At 57.2% G+C, this 18,967-nt stretch carries 23 protein-coding genes and 1 tRNA gene; 5 read left to right on the forward strand and 19 right to left on the reverse strand.

Features of this window, described 5'->3' with window-relative positions; translation table 11 throughout:
• Window positions 1–11: 11 nt before the first annotated feature.
• The 16 genes from RTCIAT899_RS12060 to RTCIAT899_RS12135 all read right to left on the reverse strand — a co-directional run bounded on the left by RTCIAT899_RS12060 (window position 12) and on the right by RTCIAT899_RS12135 (window position 13,604).
• A complete protein-coding gene (locus tag RTCIAT899_RS12060; RefSeq protein ID WP_135488202.1) occupies window positions 12–401 on the reverse strand; it encodes a hypothetical protein in 390 nt (129 codons plus the stop codon).
• Window positions 402–453: 52 nt separating this feature from the next.
• Entirely contained in the window at window positions 454–1,509 is a 1,056-nt protein-coding gene (locus RTCIAT899_RS12065) for a major capsid protein (protein ID WP_015340518.1), read from the reverse strand.
• 86 nt (window positions 1,510–1,595) lie between these two features.
• Window positions 1,596–2,030, reverse strand: a complete 435-nt coding sequence (locus RTCIAT899_RS12070) for a head decoration protein (RefSeq protein WP_015340519.1) — start codon at window positions 2,028–2,030, stop codon at window positions 1,596–1,598.
• A gap of 56 nt (window positions 2,031–2,086) precedes the next feature.
• Window positions 2,087–3,130 carry a head maturation protease, ClpP-related gene (locus RTCIAT899_RS12075; RefSeq protein ID WP_015340520.1) on the reverse strand — a complete coding sequence of 348 codons (1,044 nt, stop codon included), beginning with the start codon at window positions 3,128–3,130 and terminating at the stop codon, window positions 2,087–2,089.
• 10 nt (window positions 3,131–3,140) lie between these two features.
• Window positions 3,141–3,398 carry a hypothetical protein gene (locus RTCIAT899_RS12080; protein ID WP_015340521.1) on the reverse strand — a complete coding sequence of 86 codons (258 nt, stop codon included), beginning with the start codon at window positions 3,396–3,398 and terminating at the stop codon, window positions 3,141–3,143.
• A complete protein-coding gene (locus tag RTCIAT899_RS12085; RefSeq protein WP_244441411.1) occupies window positions 3,398–5,053 on the reverse strand; it encodes a phage portal protein in 1,656 nt (551 codons plus the stop codon). Before RTCIAT899_RS12085 ends, RTCIAT899_RS12080 begins: the two co-directional genes overlap by 1 nt.
• Complete coding sequence (locus RTCIAT899_RS12090; protein ID WP_015340523.1) at window positions 5,050–7,161, reverse strand: terminase gpA endonuclease subunit; 2,112 nt, start codon at window positions 7,159–7,161, stop codon at window positions 5,050–5,052. The genes RTCIAT899_RS12085 and RTCIAT899_RS12090 overlap by 4 nt, the downstream gene beginning before the upstream one ends.
• Window positions 7,158–7,784, reverse strand: coding sequence for a hypothetical protein (locus RTCIAT899_RS12095; protein ID WP_015340524.1), 627 nt, complete (start codon window positions 7,782–7,784; stop codon window positions 7,158–7,160). The genes RTCIAT899_RS12090 and RTCIAT899_RS12095 overlap by 4 nt, the downstream gene beginning before the upstream one ends.
• 170 nt (window positions 7,785–7,954) lie before the next feature.
• Window positions 7,955–8,524 (reverse strand): hypothetical protein, encoded by a 570-nt coding sequence (locus RTCIAT899_RS12100; protein ID WP_041677586.1) that lies wholly within the window; start codon window positions 8,522–8,524, stop codon window positions 7,955–7,957.
• Window positions 8,525–8,751: 227 nt separating this feature from the next.
• Window positions 8,752–9,429 (reverse strand): transcription termination/antitermination protein NusG, encoded by a 678-nt coding sequence (nusG, locus tag RTCIAT899_RS12105; RefSeq protein ID WP_135488204.1) that lies wholly within the window; start codon window positions 9,427–9,429, stop codon window positions 8,752–8,754.
• Window positions 9,419–10,543, reverse strand: a complete 1,125-nt coding sequence (locus tag RTCIAT899_RS12110) for a helix-turn-helix domain-containing protein (protein WP_244441412.1) — start codon at window positions 10,541–10,543, stop codon at window positions 9,419–9,421. The genes nusG and RTCIAT899_RS12110 overlap by 11 nt, the downstream gene beginning before the upstream one ends.
• 86 nt (window positions 10,544–10,629) lie before the next feature.
• Window positions 10,630–10,923, reverse strand: a complete 294-nt coding sequence (locus tag RTCIAT899_RS12115; protein ID WP_015340528.1) for a hypothetical protein — start codon at window positions 10,921–10,923, stop codon at window positions 10,630–10,632.
• Window positions 10,920–11,468 (reverse strand): hypothetical protein, encoded by a 549-nt coding sequence (locus RTCIAT899_RS12120; protein WP_015340529.1) that lies wholly within the window; start codon window positions 11,466–11,468, stop codon window positions 10,920–10,922. The genes RTCIAT899_RS12115 and RTCIAT899_RS12120 overlap by 4 nt, the downstream gene beginning before the upstream one ends.
• Window positions 11,465–12,862 carry an SAM-dependent methyltransferase gene (locus tag RTCIAT899_RS12125; protein ID WP_015340530.1) on the reverse strand — a complete coding sequence of 466 codons (1,398 nt, stop codon included), beginning with the start codon at window positions 12,860–12,862 and terminating at the stop codon, window positions 11,465–11,467. Before RTCIAT899_RS12125 ends, RTCIAT899_RS12120 begins: the two co-directional genes overlap by 4 nt.
• The gene (locus RTCIAT899_RS12130) at window positions 12,862–13,110 is read right to left on the reverse strand and encodes a hypothetical protein (RefSeq protein ID WP_015340531.1); all 249 of its coding nucleotides are present in this window, start codon (window positions 13,108–13,110) and stop codon (window positions 12,862–12,864) included. The genes RTCIAT899_RS12125 and RTCIAT899_RS12130 overlap by 1 nt, the downstream gene beginning before the upstream one ends.
• Complete coding sequence (locus RTCIAT899_RS12135; RefSeq protein ID WP_015340532.1) at window positions 13,107–13,604, reverse strand: hypothetical protein; 498 nt, start codon at window positions 13,602–13,604, stop codon at window positions 13,107–13,109. Before RTCIAT899_RS12135 ends, RTCIAT899_RS12130 begins: the two co-directional genes overlap by 4 nt.
• Window positions 13,605–14,165: 561 nt before the next feature.
• On the opposite strand from RTCIAT899_RS12135, the gene RTCIAT899_RS12145 reads away from it, so the two are divergent.
• The 5 genes from RTCIAT899_RS12145 to RTCIAT899_RS12160 all read left to right on the forward strand — a co-directional run bounded on the left by RTCIAT899_RS12145 (window position 14,166) and on the right by RTCIAT899_RS12160 (window position 16,747).
• Window positions 14,166–14,468, forward strand: a complete 303-nt coding sequence (locus tag RTCIAT899_RS12145) for a hypothetical protein (RefSeq protein WP_015340534.1) — start codon at window positions 14,166–14,168, stop codon at window positions 14,466–14,468.
• Between the two features lie 511 nt (window positions 14,469–14,979).
• Entirely contained in the window at window positions 14,980–15,174 is a 195-nt protein-coding gene (locus RTCIAT899_RS12150) for a hypothetical protein (protein ID WP_015340535.1), read from the forward strand.
• Window positions 15,175–15,241: 67 nt separating this feature from the next.
• A complete protein-coding gene (locus RTCIAT899_RS33510) occupies window positions 15,242–15,379 on the forward strand; it encodes a hypothetical protein (RefSeq protein ID WP_154660798.1) in 138 nt (45 codons plus the stop codon).
• A gap of 16 nt (window positions 15,380–15,395) precedes the next feature.
• On the forward strand, window positions 15,396–15,650 hold the full coding sequence (locus tag RTCIAT899_RS12155; protein WP_015340536.1) for a hypothetical protein: 255 nt from the start codon (window positions 15,396–15,398) through the stop codon (window positions 15,648–15,650).
• 8 nt (window positions 15,651–15,658) lie between these two features.
• Complete coding sequence (locus RTCIAT899_RS12160) at window positions 15,659–16,747, forward strand: tyrosine-type recombinase/integrase (RefSeq protein ID WP_015340537.1); 1,089 nt, start codon at window positions 15,659–15,661, stop codon at window positions 16,745–16,747.
• A gap of 20 nt (window positions 16,748–16,767) precedes the next feature.
• On the opposite strand, the gene RTCIAT899_RS12165 is transcribed toward RTCIAT899_RS12160, so the two are convergent.
• From RTCIAT899_RS12165 to RTCIAT899_RS12175, 3 genes are all read right to left on the reverse strand, one after another.
• Complete coding sequence (locus RTCIAT899_RS12165) at window positions 16,768–17,985, reverse strand: hypothetical protein (protein ID WP_015340538.1); 1,218 nt, start codon at window positions 17,983–17,985, stop codon at window positions 16,768–16,770.
• A gap of 13 nt (window positions 17,986–17,998) precedes the next feature.
• Complete coding sequence (locus RTCIAT899_RS12170) at window positions 17,999–18,556, reverse strand: hypothetical protein (protein ID WP_135488205.1); 558 nt, start codon at window positions 18,554–18,556, stop codon at window positions 17,999–18,001.
• A 179-nt stretch (window positions 18,557–18,735) separates the two neighbouring features.
• A tRNA-Ile gene (locus tag RTCIAT899_RS12175) sits at window positions 18,736–18,811 on the reverse strand.
• Between the last annotated feature and the right edge of the window lie 156 nt (window positions 18,812–18,967).

The raw sequence follows: 18,967 nt of genomic DNA on the forward strand, positions 1-18,967 counted from the left end.
CACCAATTCTGTTATTTGTGAACAAGCTCGACAATCAGCCGAGTATGATTGCGGTCATCGACAAGCGAGACCTCGAAAACAGGTTGCCCGTGGCGGGTCAACGCGCGCACCGCGTCCTGCTTCTTCAAAACGATATCGGGATATCGCGTGCGGTCGATGTAGAGCATGGCCTTGCCCGCCGCGATCTTAATTTGCCATGCGGCAGGGTTCGCAGTGTCAACGGCGTTCGATTTCTCGGCGCCTGTACGCAAGATCGCCGAAATTTCGCGCTGCGGCCTTTGTTGGTCCTTCGCGCCGCCGCTCATGGGAGACAAGCGGACTGTTTCGGCAAACTTCGCGTCTACCGCCGAAACCACGGAATCGCGAACGCTGTGAAAGGTAGCCCCGACAGGCATGCTCAATCTCCAAAGGCTGCATCCGGTCGCCATGGTGGCGACCGGATGACGTTTGCTGTTAGTTCGAGGTTTTGACCTGCACCAAGCAATCCGGCTGTTTGCAGATGGCAAGCATGTTCGACTGCGATTTCAGTTCGAGGCCAACGCCGTGGTCCAGTTCCTTCGTGGAGATGAAAATGGAGCCTTCCTCGTCCGCGCCCGGAGCCTGATTGACTCGGTCGATGTGGTAGGCCGGACCATCGAAGGTGCGGAACATGGATTGCGTTCCGGACGGATAGACCGAACCGGAATTGTCCTCGACATTCTTTGCCGTCACGATGCGGCCGTCATTGTCCTTGACCGGCAAGCCGCCCTTGTATTCTCGCCAGACGATATCGCCGAACTCGAACACCCGGCCCCAGTTGCCGCCGAGACGTTGGCGCTCCAACTGGGTATGCAGTGAAGAGTTCTGCGCCTGCACCCAATACTTTTCGACCTTGGAATGCGAAATCAGCTTGGCGAAAAACTTGCTGTCTACGACCGCTTCAACGCCGCCGACCGTCTCGCCTTTGGCATTCGTCAGAATGTGATCGCTGACTTCCTCGCACTTCTGGCGAACATCGGTGCCGGCCGTGCCCAGGGCGAAATCGACTTCCTTCCGCTCCACGTCAAAGAGATCATAGAGATTATACAGCGTCCGCAGCTTTCCATCCTTGATCTCGCCGCGCAGCATGCCGAGCCGCAGAAATTCGCGCGTGATCGAATGGTTTTTGCGGATGGTGATGAGCTTGCGCTCAAGCTCGGCGTCGAGCGATGCTTCTGTAATCTGCCCGTTCACAACTTCCAAGAGGCCATCAATGTCGCCGACAAGGATGTTTTCGAAGTGGGTGAAATGAGGGATGGACAGAATGATACCAGACTGCACGCCATCGTCCGAAATCTCGCCGGGTCCGCCCGGCTCCTGATGGGACAGGACAACAATCTGCCCTTCCCTATAATCGATGCGAACGAGGCGCGAACGCTTCGGCTCGCCCGGCGCGATACCAAGCGCATTGAGTAGACCGAAGGTATTCGGAAGTTTGTTGACCTCCGTCGTGAGATCAACGTTAGAGTAAGGCAAAACGATTTCCGGCATGGCGGATTGGTCCTTGTATCCTGATAGGCATAGGAACCCCTACCCGCGACCGCGAGGCGGAAATTCCAGCGAATGATGAAGGGAGATTAGGCGCGGGCGATCAGGCCCAAGCGCTCTTCGATGTCATCGAGTGCCGCAGCCTTTTGGGCGTCGGTCACGTCAGCCGGCCACACGATAGCGGCTCGATTGAGAACCGAGAGACGGCGCGAGTAGAGAACGCCGCCAACCAGATCGGCCCCGGTCACCGCTTCGCAATCCTTGAGGCAAACACCGTAGACGATCTGGCTGCCGTCCGTTGCATCCGGGTCCCAAGCAACAAGCTTGCCAGCCTTCGCACCGGCCGGAGCCTGATCGGTTCCCACGATCTTGCCGACAAGCTGGCCCATCTTTACGGAGCGGGCTGCAGCCTCCCCTGCAAGCAAGGTGCCGACACCACGGCAAATTTCGGGATCGACTTCCTTTTTCAGCAGTTTGGACATGCCCGGCGACTGCTGGAATTTCAGAACAGGCAAAGTGCCCATGTTGATATCCTCTTCTAAAGATATGTTTCAGGTGAGATGAAAACGAGCAGAACGGGCTATGCTTTGGCGCGCTGCACGCGGGCATCGATCCGGGCGGAGAGTCCCGACTTCGCCTGCGGCTTGCTGTTGGTTGGCTCGCGATTGAGGCCCTGTGCATTCATGGTGCGCGGCGGCTGATATTCCTGTTCGCCGGCATCGCCGGACTTTGGCGCAAACGACAACGTTGCCTTGGCGGCATCGACGGAAACACCGGTTGCAAAAAGATGCTCCGCCAGCGCCTCGCGTCCCTTGGCCTCGTCGAGCGCCATGATCGCGGCGCGGCGCTCGCGGTCTTCTTTCACGGCGGTTTCTGCCGAGGCTGTGAGCTTTTCGATCTGCGCTTTCAGGCCGGCATTTTCGGTCGCAAGGTTATCCGCGCGCTCTTTGTCGTTCATGGTCTTCTCCTTGGTGGACGTGGGGTTCTGACTTTTGGGAGGGGGAGAGGTCGTCATTGACCAATTCTTGGCCTTCGACAGCGCAACGAGGTTTTTCGGAGCGTGGGCGAAAAGCCGGTAATCGAAGGCGGCAACCGCCTTCGCCTTATTCTCAGTCGTCTCATCCGCGAAGCCTTCGGCGACCGCCTCGTCAGGTGTCAGCCAGCGTTCCGCCCTCATGATGTCCCGGCACTCGTCAGCAGTCTTACCGGACTTGGCCGCATAGACGCGGGCATAGGAGGTTGCCAAGGCTTCGAGCGCTTCGATGGTTTTGCTGTGATCGTCGGAATTACCGAAGGTGTAACCGCTCGGATCATGGATCATCATGACTGCACCCGCCGACATGGTGACGGTATGGCCTGCCATCGCAATGAGGGATGCGGCAGACGCCGCAATCCCTTCGACCACGACATTCGTGATACCGGGACGCGCCGTGAGCAGAGCGTGAATTGCCGCACCTTCCGTAGCAACGCCGCCGCCCGAGTTGATGTGAACGGCAAGCTCTGCATCCGCCTCGATTTGCGACAAGGCAAAGACGACATCGGCCGATGTAAAGCCATCTTCAAAGTAATAGTCGCCGACATAGCCGGAAAGCCGGAGCTTCCCGTCTTCAAGAATTGCAGCCATTTCCGTGACCTCAGTAAGGGCGCATGCGACCGCTGATCGCGTATCGGGTTCGCGCAGGTTTCTCGCCTCGCGCAATCTGGCAATTGCGGATGGCTTCATTCAAAGCCCGCTGCACCTCTGCCAATGAAGCGTTGGCGTAGCGGGTCATGTCCTCGCCGAAGCGCGCTTCCGTGACCATCTCGCCGGAAAGCAACGCTTCTTCCACACGGCGCAGCTTTACCGCGCGCGCGCACCAATCGATTTTCAACGGGTCCGAGCCGTCCGCCATCAAGCAGCCTCCTTCGCGGGGTCTCTATTTCCAACGGCTGCGGCCCCGAGGGGACCGCCACCGCCCTGCGACCGGCCAAATGGATGCGGCACGCCCTCATCCTCGAACATCTTCTTTTCGCGCCCAAGCTGCACGATTTGCTCCTCGCCGTTCTTGCCGGCGAGAGCGCATTCGTCGTGATAGGTGGACAGACCGGTTTCGAGCCTGATCTTTGCAGCCAGGGCGGCTTTGTAATCGTCGGCAGACGGTGCGGCGGGACCGCTCCATTCCGTCTGAAAAACGCTCTCTCTGTCCCGACTGAAAGCCTCATATCCGCCCTTGAAAGGGATGATCTTGCGAAAGATCATCTCATCAAGCCAGCGCTCAAAGATGCCTTGCAAGAACGGGGCGACGATACGAGTGCGCCGACGCAAAACAATCGGCCATATGCTGGCAACCGCCATTCGGACCGAGGAATAAGAAGCGTTGGAATGATCCATCGCCAATGCCTCGTAGGTGATGCCGAGGCAACGGGCCACTTCCTTCAACAGATTTTGGAAGAACGGCAGATACTGAGAACCCGGTGTTGCCGCCGTGTGCATCTGGAATTCTTCGCCGGGACCGAGATGATTAATGCGTGCGGAGTCGGACATGGAGATGCCCTTTTCCTTCAACGCGCCAATGCGATGGTCCCAAACGTCGAGCAAGTCTTGCTGCAACCCACCGATGAACTCCGACCAATCCCCGTCAAAGCTGGCGGGAGCGTCTATGTCGTTCAACGTCTGTATGGCCTGAAACGCTGTTTCGCTCGGTTCCGGGCTTTTGATGGTCGCCGCAAAGATGGTCTGCATCAAAGCCGTCGCCAAGGTCGCATCGGCCAACTGGTCTGACTGTGCAATAACCTTCAACGCGGCTGCGATGACCGAAATGCCGCGCGGACTATTGAGGTTTGCGGCGCGATCCATGACATGGATAACGTCGGAAGCGTCAACGGTCCGATCTTGCTCAACGCCACCCGCCCGAACACGAAAGCGATAGGCAACCGCCCTATTATCCTCATCATGGTAGATACCCTGATCGAGACCGACGCTTTCCTCTGTCCTGCGAGGGCAGCGATGCGAGGCGATCAGAGAAACTTTCGTACCAGATTTCAAACCGAGGCGACGTTGCTTTTCGAGCGGCAGATTATCGAGCAACCCGAAAGCCTCGCCCGTCGCAAGGAAGCTGAGCAAGGCCGCTTCCGCCATATCGGCAATAGTCGCCTTGCCGGCTAGGTCGCATTCCTTCGGGTTCCATGCCCAGCGCCGCCAAGCCCGCTCGACGCGGCGGCACCATGCCGTAGCCTGCTTCTTTGTGTAACCGAAGGATTCGAGCTGTGCGAGACAGGCAAGTTTCAGCTCTTCGCCGATGGTATCGGTGACGATCTGCTGGATAGCGCCCGATATCCAACCGCTATTCTGCATGAAATCGAAGGCCAAGGCGGAAGCACGTTCAGCAGCTTCACGCACATCTATCCGTGCATCGCGTGTGACCGCCCGGCGCATGCTAAGTGTGCCGGCCCGATCACCGCGAAGATATCGCGCGGTCATTTTGCGGGACGGCGCAGGCTGCGGCGCGGGCATCTCGACCCGGATCGAATTCGCCTTCACGCGCATCCGAGGTTTGCTTTCAATCATGAGTATGACCCCCAACGCTTACGCTGACGTGGTTTTCCGGATGGTTGCGCTGGCTTCTGCTCTTGCTTGCCGAACGGGCTTAGGTCAGCCAGGTCAAACAGGTCGTTTGCCTGCTCTGGTTCGCCGTGCAGTTCACGAATCAGGTCGGCCCACCGGTCGAGCGTAAGCTTGCGCTTGTTCTGGAGATACCAGCCGAGGGCATAGGAATAGACGGTCGCGTCAAACCAGTCGTTCATGCGACCGTTGATCTTCTTCCATTTCCGTCCGGCTTTCGGGTTTACGAGCCGCTTCGACTTTCGCTTGAGGCTCGTACGGGCTTCCTCTTCCTCGTCCACCAAGCATTCGGCGGTTAGCTCCTTGGCGAAATCCTCGTCGCAGAGATCGCCCGCGAAGTGGATCGTACCGCGCGGCCACTGCCCGACCTCGCTGGCACCTTGGACGAGATTGGCGAGCGCCGCAGTGACCGCGGTCTTCACATCGTAGAGACCGACAGGATAGAGCAAGACCTTGGCAATGACCTTTTTCCGATGGTCCTTGACATCCTTCTTTACGGGTGTCCCGAGCCAAGGCAAGCCGACGGGCTCGCGTCCGTCCAACGGAATGACGTTCGGACGGCCAACGCAGAAGCGATAGACTCTGTCTGTCGACCACCCAGAGTCGATGCCCGAAAGGTCTATTGCCTTTTCACGTCCGCCTGATGTGAGATAGGTTCGGTTCAAGGCGTCGGATAACTGTATCCACGGCTCATCGCTCTGGTCCGGCGAGCCTTCGAAAATCTCACGGTCGATTAGGCAATATTGCTCGCGTGGACCAATGGCATAGACAACCCACTTGATGCCGTATCCCTGAACGTCGGCAGCAGAGACAAGCAGCGCGGCCCATTCCGGTACAATGCCGGTCGGCACCATCTCGTCTCTTGCCGCCTTGACGATCTTTTCCCATTCGACGGTTGTGCTGCCGGGATCGTAGGGCTCTGCCAAATCCTGTTGATAGAAGGTTTTGAGCTTTGTCGTATCGCCCTGGGCGTCAATCCAGCGCTGCCAGATATCCGCCCATTTTTCCCGGATCGCGTAAGCGGCCCACAAATGATAACTCGGTTGCCAGTCGCGGCAGCGCCCCTCGCAGGGCGGGCAAATCCAATCGCCTATTTCTTCCGCCGAAATCTCAAGTGGTACCGGCTCTTCATCGTCTTGGACACGCCGGGCAATCCAGTGTGCCCGTTCTTCCATTTCCCGCTTGTGGCCGTCGAGTATGACGCCATCGCAACGCATGCACCGAACATGAACCGGTAGCCCGCGCTCTTTATCGGGCCCACGCATCATGTCGAAGATGATCGGCTGATAGGTGTCGCAATGCGGGCAAGGCATGTAGCGGAAACGCTGGTCGCCGCTTTCGAAGTCCTCCGAGATCGCGCATTCACCCGCGATGCCCGGCGTGGACCCCTGCCATTCTTTGGCAAGGTCGCCGTACATCTTTTGACGGGCGCGCGCCTGATCGCGAGGACTGCCGCGACCGTCAACGTCTTTCGGGTAGCCGGTCACCTCGTCCATAGCTAGATATTTGATCGAGACCATCTGCAGGCCCTTCGAAGAGCCTGCGTTGACTATCTGGCAAAAGCCGCCGGCAAAGCGCTTGAAAGACGTTGTGCTGCCCTGCTCATCGCGGCTGTTGACCGGCAATACCTTGTGCGCGATGCGCTTCGAGGCTTCGATGGTCGGCTGCAGTTTGATGCGGTTGAATTTGGTCGCCTCTTCGAGTGTCGGCAGTACGATCATCATCGACCCCGGCGATTGGTCCACGATGAAGCAAAACCAGTTTTCGATTGCGGTCGATTTCCCGAGCTGCGCAGCCCATCGGCATGTCACGCGCCGCGCCGGATGATCGGGGTGCAGGCAATCTTGCGGCTCGCGTAGATAAGGCACGCGGTCGGTGCGAAAATCGCCGGGCCAAGGTGAACCCGATTCCGGCGACACCTTGCGATGACGATCCGAAAATTCGCTTATCGTCAGGTCTTCCGCTGGACGGCTTGCAGCGGCCAAGCCTCCGAAGAGGACAGCCGCGCCGTTTGCCAGCTCCGGAAATCGGACACGAACATCATGAAAGCTCACTGCAAAGCCTGCCCTGTCTCGTGATACTGGTTATCGCCGCCCGCCTCCGACTGACGCCGCATGCCGTCCAGCCTTTTCAGAATTTCGCGGTTGAAGACGCTCAGGCCCTCCCTCGCAAAACCCTTGAGCGCGAGGCGGGCCATGCGCTCATCCCATCCGTATTTCAGGGACGCGGCAGCAGCTTCCGTTTCAATCGCACGCTCGAAAGCGCTCTGCATGAGGGCGATTGCATCGCGCCCGCCTTGATCGACTTCGGCGACAATGGTCAATTCGCCACGCCGCTCCGCAAGGTCCATCTCCTTTAGCTCGGCTTCGGCTTGCGCCTTACGCGCAGCACCATCGGACTGTGTGCCCTTGAAGCGAGACGGCATCATCTGCGGAGCCGACGCCGGCCCGGTTCCCATAGCGGGTAATGAAGCAACCGGCGTCTTGAGGCGGACATTCTCACTGCGATGGGCAATGAGCGCGACAAAATCGACAAGGTTCGATTTGCCGTCCGCCTTGAGCGGCAGAGCTTCGGAATGTTGCTTGAGATATCGTGAGAGTGACGATCGGTCGATCTTGTCGCCAGCCTGTGTAAGTCGTGCGGCGGCTTCCGTGATCGATATCCATTCCTCGTTCATGTGTGCCACCCGTGCATTCACACGTGTATTGCACGTGTATCCGTGTACCGCTTTTTGAAAGTGCTACTGGCGAAATCGCGCAGTCCCCCTGGCCCGTCCATCGATAAAGTCGGCAAACCGGTCCCTGAATGGGGGGTGCCCCGGCCCGGAGGGCCGAGGGGGTCGGAGGGTCAGGGGACCAGCTTGTTCAAGGCGGCTCCGACCCGTTCCTTGAGCAATGGCGCTGCGATCCGATGGAATGCCGCCGACGTGGCACCCGTTGTCATCTCTTTCGGGATAAAAACCCCGGAGCGCGCAAAGGTGATCTTCGTTCCCGACCGATTCAAGCGATAGTAGACGTGGCCGTTGAAGCGTGAAACGTCCTTGCGGTCAGGGAAATGGCCACCTCGCATGAACGAACCGGGATAGAGCGTCGGCTTGCCAAAGGGTCTTGCCACCACGCCGGCCGGCGTTTCCTTCGGGCGCAGAAATTTCAACCGAATGTTCCCACCCCGAGTGGTCATGTCATAGTAAAGTTTCCCGGGATGCGCTGTCGATGGATTGCCAATCGCTCTGACGATGGTCGCGCGCGGCAAGCCTGTCTGTTTCGTCAGCTCACGAATGACAACCGTCTTGGCGCGATTACCGACCTGATTGACGATGCGCGGCAAGACCTTCGGGAAGCGATCCTTCAGCTCCCCAATGCGCTTGCCATATTCCGAAAGGTTACGGTCAGCCCATTGCATGGATATCGCGGTCATCAGCGAGCCCTACCTATGGAATGCAGAAAAGGCGATCCGCTGGACCGCCTTCGATACGATGATGTTTTTGGCAATGCAGTAGCACCGGCCTTGAGTCGCTGCTCTCAATCGAGAGGGACAAGGCAGGGTCTACCCGGCTAAACAGCGTGGAAGCTTTTCGCTCCACTCGCCTGCCCCACAGGTGGCGCGCTTGCACATGGACGGTAGATCATCCTGCCCTCTGACTCTCACAACTTTTCCAAGAACGCAAGAGGGGCCTCTATGAGATGTTCCTTGCCGAAAAGCTCCACCTTGACCACCGCTCCGGTCGGCACTCGTTGGCCGTCAATGGTGCGATCCTTGCGCATCTTGCAGATGGTTCCGTTGAACTTTGCGAAGGGTCCGAAGGCAAACCGAACGATCATGCCGCGCTTAAATGCCATGCAGTGTTGCGCGTCGGGCGCTTCATCGAACGCTTTGAATCTTTGCACTTCCTGATCGGATACACGATGCGGCGACACCATGCCGCCGACGAAGCCGGCAACGCCTTCGACGCGGCTAATGCCACATACCGCAGCCGCCGAATACACCATGTTGACGAGCACATACCCAGGCATCAGCGGGCGCATCACATCTTGCATCAGCTTGCCACGAACAACCTGTTGACCGACATTCTCCAGCGGCAAAAAAGTTTTCACGCCAGCTTTGCTTAGGGCGTGTTCAACAGAAATTTCCTGCTTATGCTTCGTCTCGACCACAAACCATTCCCGGTTCCCCGGCTGATCGCTCGCCGCCATGGAGAGCATCGTGGCCTTGATTCGCTTGCGGTCTCGCATCTGATCGAACAGCGATGCAAAGCGCGTCAGGTCGTAAACCTCCGGGTTGACCGGTTTGCTGGCAGCATAGATTTTCACGTTATGCATCATTGGAAAGTCCCTCGTTAACCTGCTGTTCAAATGCTGCCCACGCCTCCCTGACAGCCGCGTCCAAATCGGTGGCATCGGCAGCGATGGGTGGGAAGAAGAACCACTCGACGCCGGCCGGAGCCGGCACCCATGGCAAGCCGCAACGGGCGAAATATCGCTCCCAAGCGGCACAAAGCTCGCCGTTCCGGCGCGTGCTGGTGAAGCCCTCCGAGATACGGAAAATGCTCGGCGGAACTGTCATGCCCTTATGGTCCTGGGCACGCTCGTCCATGGTGTTGACCTTCGGCCAACCATGCTTGACGCGGCGTTCTCGCAAGATTGCTTCAGCCTTTTCGCCGCCTTTGGCCACGAGCGCCCGAAGCAGCGGCGGCAATGCCGGCATAGTGGCGGGAGGAGGTTTCAGCAGCTCGGCACAACGCCCGGCATGCCACGCCCTCGTGTAAGCCCCGTGGACGATAGGCAGTGCAACGTCGGACTTCGGGTCTTCAAGCTTCTCCCAATCGCGGCCGGTGAGAAAAGCTCCGGCCCACGGGACCGAGATTTTCGCCTTCTCTGCGCGCTCGATGTAGGTCGGTGATTTGGCGATACATTCGGCGCGCTGCTCTGGCGAGAGCTTCTGCCAAGCCTTCCGGGCAGCATATTCGCTGTCTTTGTCCCGCGTCGGCCATTTGGCGTACCAGCGACGAAAGGCACGCTCGACCGCTTCCGGCTTGTCTTCCGAACCTTCGTCGCGCGCATCTCTCTCTTGCTGATAATCAGTATTGCTAGATTCTAAGTTATTACTATGTGCCGATTTTGCCGGCGCCGGTTTTACCGGCGACGGTTTTGCCGGCGCCGGCATTTCAGTCTGCGGTAAAAATGCCACACTATCGGACGGCTCCGATTGAACGTCGTCCGGGGAACGCGGCTCATCAAAAATGACCAGATTGGACGCACCGAATTTGCCGTCCGCACGGGACTGCTCGCGCTCGGCATAGCCATACTCGACAAGCTCGGCGATCATCTTGCGCGCCTTGTCGCGTCCGCAGCCGCCCTTTTTGACGATATCGCCGACGACGACAGTCCAGTTGTCCGGCTTGGACAAGAGATAACCGAGGAGCCAACGCGCCTCCATCGAAAGCCGGTCGTCCTCGAAAACATGATTGGGAATGGCGGCATAGCGGGCATTGCGCGCGCCGCGCCGAATGGTTGCCTCGCCGCTCACGTGGCACCCCCTTTCCGCACGATCTCACGAAGGAACGAGCGCGCCGCCTGGACGGCCAGCACGACCGTTTGCGGCAATCCACCGTCCGGCAGGCGCGTGGCATTGATAGCCGCAAACTCCACGTCCAGTGCGTCCAGCCCGCAGCGAAATTGCGCTTCCATGAGGACGCGGCGGATTGTTGCGCAATCGCGATAAATGACACCCGCCGGCACGCGCAAAAGCCAGTCGGCACGTTGCGCATCGGTCTCGCAGTCGCAAAGCTCTTCGATGATGGGTAGTACGTTGCTCAACGACCCCTCCCCTGTTTCCACACGTCGAAGTCGGCGCGCATGTCGAGAAAGGCGACCTGCGCACGCTCTTCGCTGTTCAGTTGCGTTTTGCTGGAAATGCCGAGCAGCTTTTTCAGCACGGTGTCGGCATGGTCCTTGTTATGGATGGCGCGGCTGCTATCCCGACGTTCTAGGAAGCGATGAAAAAGCGGCTCCGCGCAAAGCATGGCCGCGTTTGCCGCGAAGTCGCCGGCACGCAGCCGGCTCGGCGTAGGCTCGTGGGTCCGGCCTTGCCGCAATGCAATGACGGCACGACGGCGCAGCTCAAGGAACAACACCACATTCTCAAGCGCGCCGTTGATCAGCTCGATATCTTCGGGAAGAGCATCGGCGTGCATGGTGCAAAGCACGGCATGTTCACCCGTCGCGCGCCGCACAATGATACGGGTGTTCGTCCCATCGGTATCGATAGACCATCGGTCGCCCCGGCAAAGCTCGGCGATGCCGGTCAATCGAGAAACACGCGCTTTCTCACGTTCGCGAGCGGCCTGCGCGGGCGTCGTCATGCCGCCTCGCTTCCCGCAGTGGTGGCGGTTCCGGCGGGCAGGAAGTCTTTCCAGTCAACGCGCCTCGCAACGGTGCAATCGCCATATGTGCCGTCTTCGCGCAGTTCCCAAACAAACCACGCGGTATTCATACGGCTGCTTGCCTTCTCGCCGTTCCATCCGTCGCGATGCATCATCGGCAACCGACGCTTGAACACGTACACCCGAGCCGGCGGGCAATCGTCCATAACAAAATTGCGGTCGTCGTCCGCGAAGCCGCAAAGGAAATTCAGGTTGAGAAGGAGCGCCATCTTGCGCGGCCGGAAGACCCGTAGCGCATGGGCGACGAAGGCGTTGAGAACGTCGCCATAAGGCGGGTTCGTCACGATGTCGCAAGTGCCGCCATCCCCCGGCTGCGAAGTCAGAAAGTCTTGAACCGTCTGCAATTCGCCGTGTTGGTCCGCCGTGCCGTAATCGACTAGATCGGCGAGGACGACACCATAGCCCGCCGCTTCCAAAATGCGAGAAATTGCGCCGCGTCCGCATGCCGGCTCGAAAACGGTCGCAGAAAATTCTTCGAGCGCGAGCAGCGTATGCATCGCTTCCGGCGGGGTTTCGTAGAGGTTTTGGCCGCGCTCCGCTTTCGTGGCGCTTGCGGTCCCGACAGCCGCGCGAAGATTTGCGCGGGTCGGCCCAAGTCCGGCGGATAGCCGCGCCTGAATTGCGCGCTCGACTATGCCCGGCTCGCGATGTTCCGCCGCCGCCAATTTGCGGGCCTCGTGGATTTCCTTACGCGAAAGGCCGGTCTCCTCAGACGTAAAACCGTTTCCATCGGAAACGGTTTTCGGCCGGCCACCTTTGGAAGCCTGCCCCGACTTCTGTGCCTCATCCCATTTGTCGGCGATGAGGATTTTGGCGCGGGCTTCGATCAGCAAGGCGTCGGCCTGCATCCGCCGTGCCTTGGCGATCAGCTTTTCCGTTGCGCCGATCTGCTCTGCAAATTGTGCCGCCGTCTTGGCCGTGGCATAAGCCACAGACGCGACAATACGAGCATTGACGATATCGCCCTCGTCCAGCAACGCCCGCGCCCGCTCGACCGTCTCGACCAAACCGGACGCGTCGGCCGATTGCGGGATATTCGGAATTGTCGAAGGTATATCCGCCGTCTCCGGCAAGTCGCCCGGCTCCGCAATACCTTGCAAGGTCGCCAGCAGCTCGCGGGCGCGGTCGGTCGGATAGTAGGTTTTCGAGTCTTTCTTGTCGCGGGTCAGGTAACGGTTGCCAACGGCATTGTTTGCCGCAGTTACATGCCTCGGCTCTGCCGCCTTTACGATGCCATCGCGAACCGCTGTCGTGATAAGGGCGAGCGCATTCGAGCCGGGCTTGGGGAGCTTGACGGAACTATAACCGGCCATCAGTTCGCCCTCATCAATCGATCGAGATAGGCTTGGCCGAGACCGGTCAGCTTTACGGTTCGCTCGTCTGCGCAGATATGGAGATAGCCGCAGCGGCGGCATTCCTGTGCGAGGCGCTGGCGAATACTGTCGTGCGCGACATCGGCACGACCGCCGGAATGCTGCACCTCACGCAGAAAACCCCTTGCGCGTTCAGACAAGGGGCGGGACATCAATTCATCAATGGCCGAATCGGTTTGAGGCTTCATTGTCCGCCTCCGACCACCTGCAAGCCGACCTTATGTCCGCCGCGTGCCTTAACCGCCGCAAGAGCTTGCCGAAGAACAGCAATCCCCTGCTCCAGTTCCGCAGCATCGCGGTCCATCTTCGCCGCCTCCGCAGGCGTCACAACCAAATCGGCAATCGCAACCGCTCCGCCGGAAATCAGGTCGCCCGCTTTCCGCACAGTTTCGGAATAGGCCGCGATTAGGCAGTGATCGGCTCCGCGCTCGCTTTCGGGGTCCACGAGGCGCTTTCCGCTCAGCTCGGCCATCGCCGAGGTAACGACCGGCACCCCGCATTCGGATTCCAGGGCGTAGACAGCATGCAGCGGCATCAATTCGGGGTCGGTCGCATTGTTCATCCGCCCGATGTGACTTTTCGAGATCGAGGATATTTCCGCAGAGCGCTCGATACCGCCGACAAGCCGTATAAGATCGCGTTGTGCCGCCTTTATGCGATGAAACCATGCAGTAGAAATCATGTAACAAAGCCTTTCCCACGCCGGGAAAATCCCAGCGTTTTTCCCGTGGTGGGAATTGATCGAAGGTGAGAGATTCAGGGCGTTACCAAGCTACGGAGGCCCGCATGCAAAACGAGATTTCCCCGCGCCGGGCGGCAACTGAGAACGCGCCACGACGCGGGGTGCAGCAGGCCGGGAGGATTGGCCGCGCGAAAGGAAAATTAGACCGCTCATCTCGCGGCCTCCAAAGGCACCGTGCCATTGATCTTGCTATGAGATTGCCGAGCACGCTCGCTAGCGCGCAGCGCCCGCCGCTCTTTTTCCGAGACCATGAACTTGCGAATGCGTTCCTCTGTCTCGGGCCAGATTCGCCCCCCGGAACGCAGACGCTCGACAAGCCGGCCGTTTCTAATTGCGAGCATGCCAAAGCGGAAACCGCCTATGCCGGTCTCCGCCATGAAAGCATCAATTTCTTTAAGAATGGGCGTGCACATATCGGCATACGTACACGCCATTGCGTGCATATACAATACACGCAATAACGTTCACACGTTTTTTCGTGCACAATGCTATGAGAGAACCATGCAAGAGAACTGGAAAACACGCCTATTGCGGGCAGTTGACAATGATGGACGGTCGGACCGCGCGATTAGCTTAGCCGCTGGTCTCGGCGTCAATTTCGTCAACGAACTTCGTAATACGCCGAAAGACCCCAGCATTGAGAAGGTTCTAAAGCTCGCCGTCGAGCTTCATCTTAGCATGACGTACCTTTTTCTAGGCCGTGATCTTTCAAAGGATGATGAAGACCTTTTGTCGGTTCTTCAATCACTTCCCGAAGATGCGAAGGCAGGATTACTTGCTGCTCTTCGGGCAAACAAGCAATAAATTCTCGAAGTATTCTACCTCGAGCCTCGGGGTCCAACGTCACCCACACCAATAATATTTCATCATCAATCCCCAAGTCTGACCACCCTGCTTACCTAATACTTATTTTGAATTGCATTCTGCTGACAAGGATCGCCTGCAATAATTGATATTGCCCTCGTCGGCCGGCAATAGTGGGGGCTTCCATGCCGGCTTACCGCAATCACCATCATGGCGCTTGCCTCAGTCCACCCGCGCTTCATACGTGCAACACGTTTATTTTGGATTGAGAACAAAACAAGAATATTTAGGATTCTATTCACACATTCCGTACCGTTCTCGCGCATATTTTTGCTGACCCTCAATCGCGCCCTTGAACTGTGGCGGCTGTCGCACTAACCGCAAACGCAGCCTTCTGCAAGTAAAAATGCACGCTTTCGCGTGCATGATATTTACACGCACGGAATAGCGTGTATATATCCGCGACAACCGACGGCCCGACCGGCTCAAAAATCGCGAAAGGATACCCAATATGCAGGCATCGTCAGCAAACGACTTTCCCAAAAGACGAAACATCGCACAAGAGATCGCGGAGCTCAGCCGCGAGCGGCCCGGCATCACCGAAGCCGAACTAAAAGCCGAGGGATTTACCAAGGAAGAGATTGAAGAGAACGCGTCACGGGCGGCGAAACTGATGCGCTCAGCCGAAGACGCCCGCACCTTCTGATCTCGATCCGCTCCGGTTTCCGCCTCGCGCGAGGCGGTTTCCCGAACGGATGAACGGAGATCGCCCCATGTTTCGCATTTCCCCGATGACAAAGACGCCCACGAGCCTACCCCGGCTCGTTCAGGAACTGCGCGCGCTCTGCGCTGCAATCGGTCTTATCACCGTCACCACTGCCCTCGCAGTGCTGGCGCTCACATTTGGATAAACTGCGAGGACGTTTGATGAAGATCGAGCGAACTGACGGAATAGCGTACCCTCCCCGTGGTTTGAGCCGCGAGGCGTCAGCCAGATATATCGGCGTTAGCACGACAAAATTTGACCAACTCGTTGCCGACCGCCGTATGCCAAAGGCGAAGAAGGTTGATGGTCGCGTAATTTGGGATCGTATCGCCCTGGACGCCGCGTTCACCGAATTACCGGATGAAGGCGTCAACATGATTGACGAGATATTGTCAGGCCGGCACCCCCAGAAGTAGAGTGCGGCATGGCTACGCATCCCGACTATCCTTTTGCATCATCCTTCGAAGACCGCCACGGAACCACCCGCTGGCGGTTTCGCCGTTCTGGCAAGACGATTTCTCTGCCGGGAACACCCGGCGATCCGCAGTTTGAGCAACACTATAAGGCCGCGGTCGAGGGCCGAAAACCAGCGACAGCTAAGGTTGTCGGCATGCCGGGCGCGGTGGCGCAGGGTTCATTTCGAGATGCATGGCGGAAGGTGCAACGCACACCCGAATGGCTGAAACACGATCAGGCCACGAAAGACAAGAATACACGGTTAGCCGAGGAATTTCTTGAGCTGCTGCTTGTAGAAAACGGAACCGCCAAGTGGGGTGACATGATGGTGCGGGACCTGAAACGCCGACACGTCAAAGAGCTGCTCGCAAGATTTCACGAAACGCCTCACAAGGCCAAGCATTTGCTAGTCGCCGTTCGCAAGATGATTTACGTGGCGCTCGATGAAGAATGGATAGACAGCGATCCAACCTACAAACTCTCGTACCGCCCGGAATACAAGGGGTGGCGCGCCTGGACGGAGCAGGAGCGCGCTGCCTTTGAAGCGAGATGGTCGCTCGGGTCAGCAGCTAGAACCGCATATGGCCTTGCTCTGTGGCTAGGCAATCGCCGCTCCGATCTCGCTAAAATCAAATGGAGCGACATTGATTTCCAGACCCGCACGGCAACCATCACCACCAAGAAGGGCGACAAAACCCTTGTCCTGCCGCTCACTCCGATGATGTTGGAGGTTCTTGAACCGCTCGACAAAAGCAAGGAATTTGTCCTGATCAACGCTTATGGAAATCCATTCTCCGAGAAATCCTTAACAGGCATGATGGCTCATTGGACCAAGCTGGCGGAAATGCCATCCGGCTGCACCCTTCACGGCTTGCGCAAAACGCTAGGCAAATTGTTGGCCGAGTCCGGCTCGACCACACGCCAGTTGATGGAGACTTTGGGCCACGATGATATCCAGCACGCCGAACTTTACAGCCGCGAGGCTGAACAGCGACGGTTGGCTCGCGATGCAATGGGCAAATTAACTCGCAAATTTACCGTAAAGTCGGCAAAGTGAGCCTTCGGGTTTCTGCACGATTAATTTGTAGCCTGCGTGGGCTCCGCCGCATCCGCGCGTTCTGCGGGCTTTTGTGCTGCAAAGCTGCGATAGGTCTCTATCGCGTTGTGGATTATGCTCGTCGGCGAAACGCAGTCCATTCCCGCGCGCGCGATCATCTGGCTCGACAAGCCGCTTAAACCTAGTCCGTCGACTAATTCAAATCCGAGCGGAAAATTGGGGTCTCTCTCTGAATCATAGGTTGCCTTCGCGCCGAACTCCGCAGCGATCTCCTCTAATCTGTCAATTTCCAAAAGCACCATGATGTACAATTTGCCTTGAACGAAATCCCAAAGCGCCTCCTTGTCTTGAATGGTCAAGGTAAACGGAATGAACGGCACCCATGTTTGCTGCGATTTCAGCATGTTCCATGGGTAGATGAGTGGCTCTCTGAGTCCCAAATCTCTGAAAAGCTCAGGAAGGTCCGCTAGCGCATTCCGCGCTGCGAAATAGAATAGACCCTTCTCCGGTTGCTCGACCGCGTATCCTGCCTCGCCCACATTGGCGATGCACACGTTCATCAGAGCTGCATAATCCTCCTCCATAACCTTCTGGGCATGGCGGCGAACCTCAGGCATTCCGCGAAGCCCTTTAGCTCTGTCCGTTTCAAAAAACTCGGTTAACAATTCAAGACTGCGTGCCTGCTTGCGCCCTCTTGGATTAAGACGTTTCGCTGAATTCTTAACCTCAATTAATATCGGATCTGAGCCCACCATTATGCATACATCGCCGTGACGTATTGTATTGGTAATATCAACGAGTAACGCTGGAATCCCCTTAGCAATACAATCGTCCAATAAAGATAGCTCTGCATCGAGACCATCTTTGCCACCAATAAATCCGGAACTTTGCTTAGCGTTATAATTATCTGTGTTGTAGACCGTCTGCTTTAGGGCATATTTATCCATATAAAGAAAGGCGATTGCGTCCCCAAAGCAACGCCAAATGAAGGCACACCTGCGGAGACCCTCGATCCGATTGGAAAGATAGACGAAGCGTTTGAGATTTGCGTCCGGTGCATCCGGATCGATTGTCTTCAACTCCGATTTTAGGGTTCGAATGCGACCTTCTGTTAGGATTATCTCGGCTAACAACAGGCCTTGCAGTTCCCTTAAAGCCGTCAGATTAATCTGATTGTTTCGCAGCACGGCAAGAAGACCGTGCGCGCGGTCAAATGATCGTTTTCGATAGCCAAGCATGTGTACCCATCGACTATTCCTCTTTGTCTACCGCACCAAAATTGTGCACGATCCAATCACCATTTTCGCCGCGTTCGGATTCGCTTCGCAACACCTCATCATTGCCTACGAGGCGCATCACTCGCACCAATTCATTCAAATCGTACTGGTAGAGGAATTTGCCGCGATCATAGTCCGTTGTTACAAAAAAACCCTCTGCGAGAAGGTCCGTATCATCCTTCACCGCCGCAATGAAAATGAAACTATGGATCAATTGATTTGTGAAAAAGCTTAATTTGACCGTACCTGCCTTTCGCTTTTCATAGTCGTAAAATTCGTTGGCACGATGCCAATTCATTAAGTCGGGAATCCTACTTGGATCGAGAAGAGCGAGCTTTCTACACCTCACGTCGCTTTGTGCCACCTTATCCGTCAGCTTTTTCGCCTCAAGTAACTTTCGGATCGTGAAGCCGGCAAGGAAAACCGAACGTTCATAAGCCACTTCCGACGCACCATCGCCTAAAATGAGACCTTGCAATTTATTGGCGTCCGCAAGAAGTGCCTGTTTCCATGGCCAACTGTCCCAAATCAACTTTGATCCTCGCATCAACTATCTTCGCAATGCGCGCAAAAGTAATTCAAGTCGCCCTGGACTTGCAACCGTAATTCGATGTTTCGAACTTCCAAAAGGATGCGAATGGTTGCTAGGGCAAACCGCTTGGCTAACCCTTTGGCTAACTCCGCCGCAACTATCTGAAATTATAGGTAAAATGGTGGGCCCGGAGGGACTCGAACCCCCAACCAAGCGGTTATGAGCCGCCGGCTCTAACCATTGAGCTACAGGCCCGGGCGCAGCAAAAGACGTTGCGCTTGCGGTTCCGGAGCAATGGTTCTCCGAAGCCGACTTGGCTCTAACCCAATTTCTCTTTTCCGACAAGGGACTGCCGTAATACCTTCACAATGAATCCGCAAAAGCTCATCTTGAGGGATCATCAACCAAGGA

Source organism: Rhizobium tropici CIAT 899 (assembly GCF_000330885.1).
In the GTDB taxonomy this organism is placed as follows: Bacteria; Pseudomonadota; Alphaproteobacteria; order Rhizobiales; family Rhizobiaceae; genus Rhizobium; species Rhizobium tropici.

Bases quoted from the DNA above. Each gene is read 5' to 3' on its own strand.
- RTCIAT899_RS12065 (WP_015340518.1), bottom strand. From the start codon at position 1,509: ATGCCGGAAATCGTTTTGCCTTACTCTAACGTTGATCTCACGACGGAG.
- RTCIAT899_RS12070 (WP_015340519.1), bottom strand. From the start codon at position 2,030: ATGGGCACTTTGCCTGTTCTGAAATTCCAGCAGTCGCCGGGCATGTCC.
- RTCIAT899_RS12075 (WP_015340520.1), bottom strand. From the start codon at position 3,130: ATGGCTGCAATTCTTGAAGACGGGAAGCTCCGGCTTTCCGGCTATGTC.
- RTCIAT899_RS12080 (WP_015340521.1), bottom strand. From the start codon at position 3,398: ATGGCGGACGGCTCGGACCCGTTGAAAATCGATTGGTGCGCGCGCGCG.
- RTCIAT899_RS12085 (WP_244441411.1), bottom strand. From the start codon at position 5,053: ATGATTGAAAGCAAACCTCGGATGCGCGTGAAGGCGAATTCGATCCGG.
- RTCIAT899_RS12095 (WP_015340524.1), bottom strand. From the start codon at position 7,784: ATGAACGAGGAATGGATATCGATCACGGAAGCCGCCGCACGACTTACA.
- RTCIAT899_RS12100 (WP_041677586.1), bottom strand. From the start codon at position 8,524: ATGACCGCGATATCCATGCAATGGGCTGACCGTAACCTTTCGGAATAT.
- nusG (WP_135488204.1), bottom strand. From the start codon at position 9,429: ATGATGCATAACGTGAAAATCTATGCTGCCAGCAAACCGGTCAACCCG.
- RTCIAT899_RS12110 (WP_244441412.1), bottom strand. From the start codon at position 10,543: ATGGAGGCGCGTTGGCTCCTCGGTTATCTCTTGTCCAAGCCGGACAAC.
- RTCIAT899_RS12120 (WP_015340529.1), bottom strand. From the start codon at position 11,468: ATGACGACGCCCGCGCAGGCCGCTCGCGAACGTGAGAAAGCGCGTGTT.
- RTCIAT899_RS12125 (WP_015340530.1), bottom strand. From the start codon at position 12,862: ATGGCCGGTTATAGTTCCGTCAAGCTCCCCAAGCCCGGCTCGAATGCG.
- RTCIAT899_RS12130 (WP_015340531.1), bottom strand. From the start codon at position 13,110: ATGAAGCCTCAAACCGATTCGGCCATTGATGAATTGATGTCCCGCCCC.
- RTCIAT899_RS12135 (WP_015340532.1), bottom strand. From the start codon at position 13,604: ATGATTTCTACTGCATGGTTTCATCGCATAAAGGCGGCACAACGCGAT.
- RTCIAT899_RS12145 (WP_015340534.1), top strand. From the start codon at position 14,166: ATGCAAGAGAACTGGAAAACACGCCTATTGCGGGCAGTTGACAATGAT.
- RTCIAT899_RS12150 (WP_015340535.1), top strand. From the start codon at position 14,980: ATGCAGGCATCGTCAGCAAACGACTTTCCCAAAAGACGAAACATCGCA.
- RTCIAT899_RS33510 (WP_154660798.1), top strand. From the start codon at position 15,242: ATGTTTCGCATTTCCCCGATGACAAAGACGCCCACGAGCCTACCCCGG.
- RTCIAT899_RS12155 (WP_015340536.1), top strand. From the start codon at position 15,396: ATGAAGATCGAGCGAACTGACGGAATAGCGTACCCTCCCCGTGGTTTG.
- RTCIAT899_RS12160 (WP_015340537.1), top strand. From the start codon at position 15,659: ATGGCTACGCATCCCGACTATCCTTTTGCATCATCCTTCGAAGACCGC.
- RTCIAT899_RS12165 (WP_015340538.1), bottom strand. From the start codon at position 17,985: ATGCTTGGCTATCGAAAACGATCATTTGACCGCGCGCACGGTCTTCTT.